We start from the raw sequence: 12,847 nt of genomic DNA on the forward strand, positions 1-12,847 counted from the left end.
CCACAACAGCAACACAAAAAACGACGAATATAATGAAAATCGGACTCTTTTACGGCTCAACAACCTGCTACACAGAAATGGCAGCAGAGAAAATTCGCAATATCATTGGTGAAGACCTTGTCGACATTCACAACGTGAAAGAGACACCGCTGTCACTGATGGCAGACTACGATTTACTGCTGATTGGTATCTCGACTTGGGACTTCGGTGAAATCCAAGAAGACTGGAGTGCCATTTGGGAAAACATTGCAACCACGCCACTAAAAGGCAAAGTGGTAGCCCTGTTTGGCTTAGGTGACCAAGAAGGCTACGGCGAATGGTACCTTGATGCGATGGGCCTACTGCATGACGAGCTAAAAGCAACGGGCGCGCAGTTTATCGGTTACTGGCCAAATGAAGGTTATGAGTTCGAAGCATCGAAAGCACTAACAGAAGATGGCAGCCAATTTGTCGGCTTAGCGCTGGATGAAGATTCCCAATACGAACTGAGTGACGAACGCATCGAGAAATGGTGTGAGCAAGTGTTGGTTGAGTTTCACGACACGCTATAAGTCGGTATCAACTTACTGAACGACAGACAAACAAAAAGCCCGGTGAATCGCTTCACCGGGCTTTTTTAATCTTGCGAGTCAGCAATTATGCCGCTTCTTCTGTCAAATCAGGTTGAGAAGATTTAGCAACAAAGAACATGCAAACAATCGCTGCAAACGTTGGTAGAACCCAACCCATGCCCACTTCGAACAGTGGCAGCATGTTAAATGCTGAAACGTCGAGACCTGCTACTTTCGCTGCATCAATCAATGCAAACAGCAGTGATACTAGCAATACAGCGCGGTACGCTACACGCGGGTTTGGTAGCTTGCTGCGTACGAATGTTAGCGCAACCAAGGCTACTGCAACTGGGTACAACGCAAACAGTACAGGAACTGATAGTGAAATTAGCTGAGACAGACCTACGTTTGCAATCAGTGCACAAGCGGCACCGTTGATGATAACCCACTGCTTGTATGTCAGTTTCGTCTTAGAGCTGAAGAAATCTGAACATGCAGAGATAAGGCCGATAGCCGTAGTCAAACATGCAAGCAATACGATGATTGAAAGTACAATCTGACCGTAAGGGCCAAATAGCGCTTGAACGTACTGGCTTAGTACTGCACCACCGTTGTCTGCACCTGCTGCGATAGTTGCACTCGTCGCACCTAGGTAGAACAATGAGATGTAAACGAACGCAAGACCTGCAGCTGCAATACAACCTGCGCAGATTAGGTATTTTGTCGTTGCTGCACGCTCAGTGATGCCTTTGCTACGAAGTGCGTCTACCATTAGCATACCGAACATCAACGATGCGAACGTATCCATGGTGTTGTAGCCTTCAAGGAAGCCTTTGGTCAGCGGCTGAGTTAGGTACTCACCGTGCGCACCCATCATCTCGCCTTGCGGGTCAACGAATACCGCAATTGCTAGAACGATAAGGCCAAGGAAAAGCACAGGCGTTAGCACTTTACCAATCAAGTCAATCAAACGACCTTGGAACCAAGCGAAAGTCATTGCTACCGCGAAGAACAAGATTGAGAATGACGTCAGATGCGCTTGAGAAGCATCTAGGAAGAATGGTTTCACTGCCATCTCGTAAGCCACAAGGCCAGTACGAGGCGCAGCAAATGCAGGACCGATGATGATGAAGATCAACGCCGCCATCAGAACCGCTGCTTTCTTAGGAAGATCTTGAGTCAAGTGATCCCAAGATCCGCCCGCTACAGCAATAGCAACAATAGTAATAAGAGGTAGACCTACCGCTGTTAGCAAGAAACCGAACATTGCTGGCATCAGATGATCACCCGCTAGCTGACCCGCTAGTGGTGGAAAAATGATGTTGCCGGCACCCAAAAAGAACGCAAATAGCATAAAGCCTACTGCGATAATATCTGTTAGTTTTAACGTCTGCTTCACAGATAACCCTTTTTCTGAATTGATGAATGTTGTGTATGCATCGACCACTTTTTGTATACCCAAAGTTAATGAGTACCTGTGGTTCAATCTATAAATTTCCGCCGCATAATGACGAAGTAACCATCATTTGGCAACCTTTAAGAAAAAAACACCATATTAATTTAGTTCACCAACTTAAAAGCAGTGGAAATCACTACCTTGAGTTTTATGACTAGTTCTTTGTCTCGATCAATTGAGAATACAATTTAATAACCAACAAGATAACAATCTATACAATTAAGAAACAATAGAGCATTTATCTCCATTATTGAGTAAATATAAAACAATCATGAAGAGCGAAAGATTTCAGACTAAGGGCTTCAAGTTCAAGCAATTTTCCATTCACGGTGGTGAGAGCGGCATGCCCGTCAGTACCGATGGCGTGATGCTCGGCGCTTGGGCAAATTGCTCACCACAGAGTAAAATTTTGGACATTGGCACTGGCACTGGGTTGCTGGCATTAATGTGCGCTCAGCGGTTTCCTAACGCACAGATCACTGCCCTTGATATTGAAATCTCGGCGATCGAAGCGGCACAGAAAAACTTCACCCAATCTCCGTGGTCAGACAGACTCTGCGTTCGCCACACCGATGTATTGCAGTTTGAATCAGAGCAACGCTTTGAACACATCATCTGCAACCCGCCCTACTTCAACAGTGGCGAGCAATCGAAACAAAGCCAACGAGCAACGGCAAGACACACTGATACCTTGCAACACGCCGCATTACTCAAATGTTGTTATGAGCTACTTGAACAAGATGGTAACGCCAGTTTTGTTCTGCCAATTACCGAGGGCGAACAATTTATTGCCATGGCGCAACAACAAGGGTGGCACTTATCGCGTATCTGTCGCGTGCAACCATCACAGAAAAAGCCCGTGCACCGTTTACTGTTTGAATTAGCCAAACAAGCTTGTGATACTCAGGAAACGCATTTGATCATCCATTCAAGCGAGGGTTATAGCGACGACTTTACTCAGCTAACTCGCGAGTTTTATCTTAAGATGTGAAATAACATGTGATCCTTGTCACCAATCACTTTATAATGTGCGACCTTTTTATATTCTATGCTGCTGTGGCGAACCATTAACCAAGCTTTGCTTGTGGAGAACTCATTGTGATCAGAACCTTTGCTGAACTTGATCTAGACCAAAACCTACTAGAAGCCATCGAAGAGATGGGCTACGAACGCCCAACTAAAATTCAGGCAGAAGCGATTCCACAAGCGTTAGATGGTCGTGACATTCTAGCGTCAGCACCAACTGGTACTGGTAAAACGGCAGCGTTCGTCCTGCCAGCACTGCAATACCTGCAAGATTTCCCACGTCGTAAACCTGGGCCTGCACGTATTCTGATCCTAACGCCAACTCGTGAACTTGCGATGCAGGTAGCGGATCAAGCTCGCGCTCTGGCGAAAAACACCAAGCTAAACATCTTCACCATCACTGGTGGCGTTCAATACCAAGAGCACGCAGACATCCTAGCAACCACACAAGATATCGTGGTAGCAACACCAGGCCGTCTACGCGAATACATTGACGCAGAGCGTTTTGACTGTCGTGCGATTGAATGGTTAATCCTTGATGAAGCAGACCGCATGCTAGACATGGGCTTTGCGCCAACGGTTGACCGTCTGTCTAACGAATGTCGCTGGCGTAAACAAACCCTTCTGTTTTCTGCAACACTAGAAGGCAAAGGCGTAGAAGGTTTCACAGCAGACCTACTGAACGAACCAGCAGAGATCGACGCAAAATCACCACTGCGTGAACGTAAAAAGATTGCACAGTGGTACCACCGTGCTGATGACGCTGAGCATAAACTTGCCCTGCTAAAACACATCATCACAGAGCAAGCAGAACGCACTATCGTGTTCTTGAAAACTCGTGAGCGTTTAGCAGAGCTTCGTGCTCAACTAGAAAGCGCACAGATTCCATGTTCTTGGATTCAAGGTGAAATGCCTCAAGATCGCCGTAACAACGCCATTGCTCGTTTCCGTGAAGGCACTGTAAACGTGCTACTAGCGACTGACGTAGCTGCACGTGGTATCGACCTTCCAGACGTATCACACGTAATCAACTACGACATGCCACGTACGGCAGACGTGTACCTTCACCGTATCGGCCGTACGGCTCGTGCAGGTAAGAAAGGTAATGCTATCTCAATCGTAGAAGCGCACGACCAACCAATGATGGATCGCGTTGCACGTTACGTAAAAGAAGACATCAAAGAGCGTTTCGTGAAAGAAATGCGCCCTAAACACAAAAAACCAGTGTTTAAGAAGAAAAAGAAAAAAGACGACAAGAAGAAAGTAGCGAAAAAGAAAACCGCTAAGAAGAAGTAATCACGTCTGATTGATTCCAAATCTAAAAGAGCCGCAATCGCGGCTCTTTTTGTTTTTCATCTATAGTTGGTGGGCAGGAAGAGTTTTGTCTTCATAAGCATCAGCAAAGCCATGGTTACGGTCACGGTGCCCCGCTTCATCCTCTCGAATACGCAAAATCACATCTCTTAGCACCGCATCAGTTGGCAGCTTGTAGTAATCAATCGCCAGAGTCGGGGCTGGTACGTTCTCCACTTCCCCGCTATCAATTTTCTCTAGGTACTCAGTGTAGCTATTACACGCTTCTTCTTCGAAGTAACCAACAACACGGTGAGCGATTTTAGAAGACAGCAGATAGATGAAGCTGTACACAACAATGAAAACACCTTGTCCCAGCAACACCAACAAACGCTCGACCAAACTTGGCTTGGCAATATCGAGGAAAATCATTAGGTGCATGCGCTCGTTTTCGGCCTCATCGAGGAGTTCTCGGATCCAACCTTCATCGTCTTTCATTCGACGCAACGCTTTAAGGTGATTGAACATCCCAGCCACCATACCTGGCACAGCAGCGATCGTTTCGAGAATCACAGCGCGCTTCGCGTATTTCTTGCCATAAAAGATGTTCAGAGTGAATTTCAGCAACTTGGTAATACGCAGTGCAATGTACTCCGATAACTTAGAGGCTTTTTTATGTGTGAGCTTGAAGTCTGACATAGGAGAACTCCTTTATTTTTAAAGTCGTATTTAAAATACAACTTTAAACTTTATTACTCAACTATTTTTTAATATATAAACTTTTTATGTAAGAACTTCGATTAAGATCAGATCGAACAGGCATAAAAAAAGCCGGATAACTATCCGGCTTTTTGGCGTACTTTACTTCGCTGAGTCATCCACTCGCGATTAACTTACTTAAATCAGTTTTGCTCTTCTCGTTTGAACACCAAATCAGTTGGGGTCGACTCTTCTTCAACGAAGTAGTAACCCGCAACATCAAACTTAGTGAGGTCAGCAACGCTTTCGATACGGTTTTCGATGATGTAGCGAGCCATCATGCCGCGCGCTTTCTTCGCGTAGAAGCTGATCACCTTGTATTGACCATTCTTACAATCTTTGAAGATTGGCGTGATCACTTGTGCATCCAAGTTCTTTGGCTTCACCGCTTTGAAGTATTCGTTCGATGCTAGGTTGATCAGTACGTTGTCGCCTTGCGCAGCAATCGCTTCATTCAGCTTATCGGTAATGACATTACCCCAGAACTGGTAAAGGTTAGTGCCCTTGTCGTTTGCTAGCTTAGTGCCCATTTCAAGACGGTATGGCTGCATCAAATCAAGCGGCTTAAGCAGACCGTAAAGGCCAGATAGCATTCGTAGATGATCTTGCGCGTAATCGAAATCGGCATCAGAAAGAGTTTCCGCTTCAAGACCAGTGTACACATCACCTTTAAACGCAAGAATCGCTTGGCGCGCATTATCGGTAGTGAAGGTTTCACTCCACTCTTGGAAACGACCAACGTTCAAATCAGCGATTTTATCGCTCACTTTCATCAATGATGAAACATCGGCAGGTGTTAATTTACGGCATACCTCGATCAGCTCTTTTGAATAGCTAACCAAGTCTGGTTGAGTAAACTTCTCGGTTGCAAGTGGAGACTCGTAATCAAGCGTTTTAGCTGGAGAAACGACGATAAGCATGACTTTAACTTCCCTAATTTTGTTTTCCATTAGGGTACAAAAAAAGCCATGCATTGTCTGCATGGCTTTTTGAATCGTGTTGATAGCTTTCAACGATGATTGGACATCAATTAGCTATCTTTCTTGTTGTTATCCCAGATACCTTCCTCTAGCTGAGATTTCAGCTCAGGGAAATCATTCGGATCAAACGTTGGTACTTTGCCTTCGCTTAACTGACGGTTGTAGTCTTTCGCCAGTTTAATCACGATGCCAGATAGCAAGATGATCGCCACCAAGTTCACAATCGCCATCAGCCCCATAGAGACGTCAGCAAGCGACCAAACCACAGGTAGAGAAGCTAGCGCACCAAACATCACCATACCTAGTACAACGATACGGAAGATTCCTAGACCCGCTTTGTGGTTGTGCTCTAGGAAGATTAGGTTTGTTTCAGCGTACGAGTAGTTAGCAATGATTGAGGTGAATGCGAAGAAGAAGATCGCAACCGCAACAAAGATGCCGCCCCAATCACCCACTTGCGAGCTCAATGCACGCTGAGTTAGCTCAATACCCGTCACTTCTGTTGCTTGACCTACGTACTCACCTGACATCAGGATGATAGCAACTGTCGCCGAACAGATAACGATCGTATCCATGAACACGCCTAGCATCTGTACATAACCTTGAGATGCAGGGTGTGGTGGGTAAGGCGTTGCTGATGCTGCCGCGTTTGGCGCAGAACCCATACCCGCTTCATTCGAGAATAGACCACGTTTGATGCCGTTGATCATCGCTTGTGCGATGGCATAGCCAAGACCACCAGCAGCTGCTTCTTGCAGGCCGAATGCGCTCTTGAAGATAAGCATTAGAACGTCTGGTAGTTTCTCTAAGTTAGAAAGCATCACGAACATCGCAAGAACGAGGTAAGCCAGAGCCATTACAGGAACAACCAACTCAGCAACTTTCGCGATACGCTTAATACCACCAAAGATTACGACAGCGGACAAAGCAACAACTGCGATACCTACGTAAAGGTCATCCCAACCAAATGCGTTGCTCATTGCATTCGCGATAGAGTTTGCTTGAACGGCGTTAAATACCAAACCAAAAGCGATGATTAGGAAAATCGAGAACAACACGCCCATCCAGCGCATGCCCAAGCCTTTTTCCATGTAGTAAGCAGGACCACCGCGGTAGTTGCCATCATCATCTTTGGTTTTGTATAGCTGCGCCAGTGTGCTTTCTGCAAACGACGTCGCCATACCAAGCATCGCAATCAACCACATCCAGAAGATTGCACCAGGGCCACCCGCAGTCAGTGCAACTGCAACACCCGCCATATTACCCGTACCAACACGTGCAGCAAGACTAGTACAAAGCGCTTGGAAAGAAGAGATACCAGCTTTGTCTGCTTTACGACTGTTCTTTAGAACAGAGAACATGTGGCCAAAATGGCGGAATTGAATGAATCCCAATCGAACGGTGAAGTAGATTCCTACACCAACAAGAAGATAAACAAGAATCGAGCCCCAAAGGAGGTCGTTCATCAAATTGATTAAGTCTGTCATGTGTACCTCAAAGTGAGTTGCGCCGGTCTTTGCTTCCGAGCCATCCACCAGATTGCATGCTAAGTGTCAAAGTCTGCTTAGCTTTTTGAATAATGTTTATTGCGCAATCTAGAATCGTAAACGTCGCTTCATGCATCCATTTTACGTACCAGCGTATTTTTTGACGGGCGGATAATGCAGCCTCAACAAGCAAAAATCAATATGCAACCAGTAAAATAACCTTGTTATTTTTCACTATAAAGTCACCAAAAGTTAACATAAAAGGAAAACTTAACGCTCACAAACAGCAACATCTTGTTTATCAAAACTTAACATAAAAAGCACCAACACCGTTAACAAAATGACATACCATTTATTTTTGATGAGGCTAGTAATCACAAGGTATCTGATAAAAATTTCCTGTGTTGGTTTGTTACCATTGGATACATTTTCATCAAAGCGATGCTATGCAACCTTAGTATTCAAAAATTGAGTAAAATAAGCCGTTCGAATTAACATACCAAATCTCTTCATTTAATCGTTTTCGTGAGATCGTTCGCTTATTTTTTGTGCATTTTCAACGCATGCAAAATGTGATTCTGTAAGTATTTTTGCACGAAAATGTCATGTTACCGACACAAATGCGAAATATATCATGGTTATCCTCACGCCTATTGTGGTACTAAAAAAGCTCCACAAGGACTGGTTACAACAGTTTAGATAGAAAAAGGTAAAGGTGGCTTATGGAAGGCTTTCAACTCGACGACCTGTTTGGTCTGGATACTACCTCAACAAGCAAATCTCGCGCGAAACCAGTGAAGCGTAAGTGGCGAGAAATTGAAGAAATGAACGATAGACGCAACTTGCTCAAGGAGCTGCGTGAACTGGACGTCTGTCACGACATCACTCTGGATGACATCAAACTATAATTTGCGCAAAAGGCACCTCAATGGTGCCTTTTGTCTTTTATAGATACAGCAAAATTGGGTGACTTTTATGCGAGTTTCATAAGCATGTCACCCATTCTTACCTATTGAGAATTTCCCTCTGTTTTCACTCATATTTGTAACGAAGTAATTTCCAAACAATTCTCACCAAATAAGAAAGCGGCAAAATAAACCACACAAACGCAATCGTTTACTTTGCCATTTTTCTGGTTTAGACGAACTCAACATCGTTTTGATGCACTCGAGCGGCAAGTTGTTTATATCGATCCGCGATGGTGTTACCAAAGACTGGGTCATCTTCATTCTCATGCCACAAGCTTTCAACGTATTGCCAATCTTGGGAAGTAAATAACTCTTCAATCAAAGGTAAAACCTGGCGCTCTTCCAACTCAAGGTGGCGTTTTTGCGTCACAATAAAGTCTTCTAGCTGGTTTATGAACATTTCTTGAGGGACAACCGCATCCTGCAAGATCATCTCTATCAACAGTGAGAACTCTTTGGTTTTGCTCGCCAGCACTTGGTGTTCTAACTCCAAGTCTTCCATGGTCTTTTGCTGACCATAGTGTTCGAGGAAATAGTGATAGAGGATATCTTCTTTAGGGTGGTGAATTTTTTCAGAATGGTTAGAGAGGTAATCCACGATCTCACTCACCAACGCATAGTTGATGGCGCGTTCTTGTTTAATCTCATTTAATTTGTGGCGCAATATCGCCAGCAGACGGACCATATAGCCGTGTTCGCGTCGAATTCTTTCGATCATCATAGCGTCTCTCCTTAACACCTACTTTTTATAAGTGTATATGAGAAACCCAATACCTGACTCGACGGTGTTCAAAAAAACAGCGATCGTCTTCCCACGATCGCTGTACTGATTTATTTCTATATATATAAGAAGGAAATTTTACACCGTCATAGGTAAATGCCAATTGATGGCTTCTTTACCTTGCTGAAGCAGAATCTGGTTCGCTTGCGAGAATGGCTTACTACCAAAGAATCCACGATGCGCCGATAACGGCGATGGATGCGGCGCTGCCAAGACATGGTGTTTATTGCGATCGATAAAACGACCTTTCTTCTGCGCATGTGAGCCCCACAGCAGGAACACCACACCTTCTTGATGCTGGTTAATGGCTTCAATAACGCGGTCAGTAAAGGTTTCCCAACCGGTTTTCGAATGTGAGTGTGCTTTGCCCTGCTCTACTGTTAATACGGTATTGAGTAGCAACACCCCTTGTTCAGCCCAGCTTTGTAGAAAGCCATGTTGAGGAATTTGGAAACCCTCAATATCCTGCGCCAGTTCTTTGTACATATTCACCAAAGATGGTGGCGTTTTAATGCCAGGCAGCACAGAGAAACACAAACCATGCGCTTGATTAGGACCGTGGTAAGGGTCTTGCCCCAGAATCACTACTTTAACGTCTTTGAACTCGGTAAAACGAAACGCATTAAATACGTCTTTCGCTGGCGGATAAATGGCTTTGCCTGTCGCTCGTTCTGCTTCAACAAAATTCAAAGTATCGACAAAGTAGCTCTGCTCTTTCTCTTCGCCGATCACATCGTGCCACGTGGGTAACTGATTCATGGAAAGTTCCTGTCCTAATATTTCCCTCTATTCTAACGAGCGAAACTCAAACAAACAAAAACTTACCACCAGCTTGAGACGGCTTCTCAAAAACTGATGAACAGACAATCCGCATTGACCTTGCTGGTTTGGCTAAAACCAAAGTAACCAATACTAATAATGATGACGCTAATTACGCTGCGGCGTTCGAAAGTGTCCTTGTCCTGATATATGGCGGTTTGGAGTAGGTAAACGTAATACTCGTCGAGAGTGTGTCGCTGGGATAAAAGAAACTGGTCGAGACATATTGTCATCCTCCTAACTAGCTTCGCCTAATTACAACGTTGAGTTCAGGCGTTTAAAACAAGCGCATAACCGCTCAATGTACTTAGCTAAGAAAGAAGGATGCCAACTTTGCCATCCCGTTAGGAATTAACCATTTCTTCCATGTGGAATTGGCGTAAGGTGTTGATTTCTTGCTGCCAAATATCTGGGTCAATTGTTTCTAAAATCAGAGGGATACCATCAAAACGTGGATCTTTAGCGATGTACTCAAAACAGCTCCAGCCGATCTCGCCTTTGCCTAATGAGTGGTGACGGTCAACCTTGCTAGCGAACTCGACTTTTGAATCATTTAGATGCATTGCTCTTAAATAGTGCATGCCTACGATACGGTCGAACTCAGCAAAGGTATGCTCGCAATCCTCTTTAGTACGCAGATCGTAACCTGCGGTAAACGTGTGGCAAGTATCGAGACACACACCAACACGTTCTTTATCTTCTACTTGCTCGATGATTTCAGCCAAATGCTCAAACTTCCAACCTAAGTTAGTGCCTTGACCTGCCGTATTCTCAATCACAGCGATCACATTCGGCACTGCTTTGTGCGCGAGGTTGATCGACTCGGCGATCGTCGCCAAACACTCTTGTTCCGACACTTTCTTTAAGTGGCTACCAGGGTGGAAGTTGAGCAAGGTTAAACCTAATTGGTTACAACGCTCCATCTCATCAATAAATGCCGCGCGGGATTTATTCAGCTTTTCTTCTTCTGGAGCGCCCAAGTTAATCAGATAAGAGTCATGGGGAAGAATGTGTTCGGCGCCGAAACCAAGCATTTTGCAGTTTGCTTTGAACGCACTAATGGTTTTTTCTTCGAGTGGTTTTGCAACCCATTGACGTTGGTTCTTAGTAAACAGAGCAAACGCATTCGCACCAATTTCACGAGCACGAAGAGGCGCTTGATCAACCCCTCCAGCCGCAGATACGTGAGCACCAATAAATTTGTTTCCAAACTTGTTTTTCATGTTTGTCATTTAATCACTTTAGACTTTCAGTATGACTACCTAAATACAGGCAGTTGCGTAAACAAGGTTAAGTTTTGAGCTCATTTTGTAGTAAATTTACAACAAAATTAACTTTTAAATATTTTTTATATTATCAAATAAATTGTAAATAGTATGTTTTCAAACGTTTTATTGATTTAACTCAAGAAAATCACCTTCAAAAAATTAAGGTTTTTGGTTGTTTTTTGACTTAAATCAATATTAAAATAATGGATATTGGCTATATAATACTTAGCTCGACAAAAATTCGAAAATTAACACCAATAATCACCACGTAAGTGGTCTAGGAGATAGTGATGATCCAAGGTATCCAAATTACTAAAGCAGCTAACGACGAACTACTAAACTCAATCTGGCTACTAGATAGCGAGAAGAACGAAGCGCGTTGTGTTGCAGCAGCATCAACTTACGAAGCTGACCAAGTTATCGCAATCAGCGACCTAGGTGAATACGAAAGCCGTGAAGTAGCAATCGAAACTGCTCCTCGCATCGAAGGTGGTCAACACCTAAACGTGAACGTTCTTAAGCGTGAAACTCTAGAAGACGCAGTTGCACACCCAGAGAACTACCCACAGCTAACTATCCGTGTTTCTGGTTACGCAGTACGTTTCAACTCGCTAACTCCAGAACAGCAACGTGACGTAATCGCTCGTACTTTTACTGAGTCTCTATAATCTCTCAGTAAGCTAGCTTGCTAGAATTTAAAAAGCTTGGTCAGCAATGACCAAGCTTTTTTTGTTTCTGGATCCTTCGAAACCCTTCCGATAATAGAAAGCAACTCGTCCTAAGGTGCATTTCTTTGCGAAGGATCTTTCTGAAACGCTTGTGCCAACGAGGTTGGATCAAGCCTATCTCTTTGCAGTGACGCCCCTTCTGCCCACCAAATCAATTGATGCATAGTGCGATTCATATAGCTGTCCCACTGCACCTGCTCCGACTCATCCGCAGCCACGCCTTGTTCATCAAACACTTCTTGCGCTTTCGGAATGTGGATCATTGCCGACACAGGCAAGCACCCCAACTCGGATAAGAAAGTACGCATCGACACTGCAGCACGAGCACCACCCCATTGCCCAGCAGAGTAGGTCACGATAGCACTTGGCTTATAGGAAAACAGCGAACTGCCAAAATGGTTAAGCATGTTTGCCAAGGCAGGACTCATCGAATGGTTGTATTCCGGGCTAACCATCACATAACCATCGGCATGTTTAATTTTGTCTGCCAGCTCACTTAGGTGCTCCGGCACTTTAGAGCGGTGATATGCAAACTCGGGCTTAAACACATCGCCAAAGTCATAGTCCAATGGGTCAATAATTTCGACAGTATGTTGCGAATGCTGACTCACGATGAGTTTTTCACACGCTCTACTGACTCGCATTCCTAAACGGGCTGGTCGTGGTGGCGTGCTGTCTCTCACTGAGCCAAGAAAAATCAAAAAATGCATGCTTCTCTTTCCATCTCATTT

General features: G+C 44.5%; 13 protein-coding genes. 5 read left to right on the top strand and 8 right to left on the bottom strand.

What is annotated here, in order from left to right:
* Nucleotides 1–32 precede the first annotated feature (32 nt).
* A complete protein-coding gene (fldB, locus tag A9237_RS05845) occupies nt 33–551 on the top strand; it encodes a flavodoxin FldB (RefSeq protein ID WP_033004989.1) in 519 nt (172 codons plus the stop codon).
* A gap of 85 nt (nt 552–636) precedes the next feature.
* Here fldB and brnQ read toward each other — a convergent pair whose 3' ends face one another.
* Nucleotides 637–1,950, bottom strand: a complete 1,314-nt coding sequence (brnQ, locus tag A9237_RS05850; RefSeq protein WP_078608705.1) for a branched-chain amino acid transport system II carrier protein — start codon at nt 1,948–1,950, stop codon at nt 637–639.
* 328 nt (nt 1,951–2,278) lie between these two features.
* Here brnQ and A9237_RS05855 point away from each other — a divergent pair, with 328 nt between their 5' ends.
* Nucleotides 2,279–2,998, top strand: coding sequence for a tRNA1(Val) (adenine(37)-N6)-methyltransferase (locus tag A9237_RS05855; protein ID WP_078607832.1), 720 nt, complete (start codon nt 2,279–2,281; stop codon nt 2,996–2,998).
* A gap of 107 nt (nt 2,999–3,105) precedes the next feature.
* Nucleotides 3,106–4,329, top strand: coding sequence for an ATP-dependent RNA helicase SrmB (srmB, locus tag A9237_RS05860; protein WP_005434916.1), 1,224 nt, complete (start codon nt 3,106–3,108; stop codon nt 4,327–4,329).
* Nucleotides 4,330–4,389: 60 nt separating this feature from the next.
* On the opposite strand, the gene A9237_RS05865 is transcribed toward srmB, so the two are convergent.
* The 3 genes from A9237_RS05865 to A9237_RS05875 all read right to left on the bottom strand — a co-directional run bounded on the left by A9237_RS05865 (nt 4,390) and on the right by A9237_RS05875 (nt 7,552).
* Nucleotides 4,390–5,025, bottom strand: coding sequence for an alternative oxidase (locus A9237_RS05865; protein WP_078607833.1), 636 nt, complete (start codon nt 5,023–5,025; stop codon nt 4,390–4,392).
* A 203-nt stretch (nt 5,026–5,228) separates the two neighbouring features.
* Nucleotides 5,229–6,005, bottom strand: a complete 777-nt coding sequence (gene yaaA / locus A9237_RS05870; protein WP_009707704.1) for a peroxide stress protein YaaA — start codon at nt 6,003–6,005, stop codon at nt 5,229–5,231.
* A 110-nt stretch (nt 6,006–6,115) separates the two neighbouring features.
* Nucleotides 6,116–7,552: an alanine/glycine:cation symporter family protein gene (locus tag A9237_RS05875; protein WP_009707705.1), complete on the bottom strand. Its 1,437-nt coding sequence runs from the start codon at nt 7,550–7,552 to the stop codon at nt 6,116–6,118.
* A 722-nt stretch (nt 7,553–8,274) separates the two neighbouring features.
* On the opposite strand from A9237_RS05875, the gene A9237_RS05880 reads away from it, so the two are divergent.
* The gene (locus A9237_RS05880) at nt 8,275–8,460 is read left to right on the top strand and encodes a DUF3545 family protein (RefSeq protein ID WP_009707706.1); all 186 of its coding nucleotides are present in this window, start codon (nt 8,275–8,277) and stop codon (nt 8,458–8,460) included.
* 229 nt (nt 8,461–8,689) lie between these two features.
* Here the strand turns inward: A9237_RS05880 and A9237_RS05885 are convergent, their stop codons facing one another.
* The 3 genes from A9237_RS05885 to nfo all read right to left on the bottom strand — a co-directional run bounded on the left by A9237_RS05885 (nt 8,690) and on the right by nfo (nt 11,352).
* Nucleotides 8,690–9,241 (bottom strand): hemerythrin domain-containing protein, encoded by a 552-nt coding sequence (locus A9237_RS05885; protein ID WP_041057741.1) that lies wholly within the window; start codon nt 9,239–9,241, stop codon nt 8,690–8,692.
* 138 nt (nt 9,242–9,379) lie between these two features.
* Complete coding sequence (ung, locus tag A9237_RS05890) at nt 9,380–10,060, bottom strand: uracil-DNA glycosylase (RefSeq protein ID WP_039842359.1); 681 nt, start codon at nt 10,058–10,060, stop codon at nt 9,380–9,382.
* A 404-nt stretch (nt 10,061–10,464) separates the two neighbouring features.
* Nucleotides 10,465–11,352: a deoxyribonuclease IV gene (nfo, locus tag A9237_RS05895; protein WP_054822992.1), complete on the bottom strand. Its 888-nt coding sequence runs from the start codon at nt 11,350–11,352 to the stop codon at nt 10,465–10,467.
* A 326-nt stretch (nt 11,353–11,678) separates the two neighbouring features.
* Here nfo and grcA point away from each other — a divergent pair, with 326 nt between their 5' ends.
* Nucleotides 11,679–12,056 carry an autonomous glycyl radical cofactor GrcA gene (gene grcA, locus A9237_RS05900; RefSeq protein ID WP_005434930.1) on the top strand — a complete coding sequence of 126 codons (378 nt, stop codon included), beginning with the start codon at nt 11,679–11,681 and terminating at the stop codon, nt 12,054–12,056.
* A gap of 110 nt (nt 12,057–12,166) precedes the next feature.
* Here the strand turns inward: grcA and A9237_RS05905 are convergent, their stop codons facing one another.
* Entirely contained in the window at nt 12,167–12,826 is a 660-nt protein-coding gene (locus A9237_RS05905) for an NADPH-dependent FMN reductase (RefSeq protein ID WP_078607834.1), read from the bottom strand.
* Nucleotides 12,827–12,847: the final 21 nt, after the last annotated feature.

Source organism: Vibrio owensii, assembly GCF_002021755.1.
GTDB classification, from domain to species: domain Bacteria; phylum Pseudomonadota; class Gammaproteobacteria; order Enterobacterales; family Vibrionaceae; genus Vibrio; species Vibrio owensii.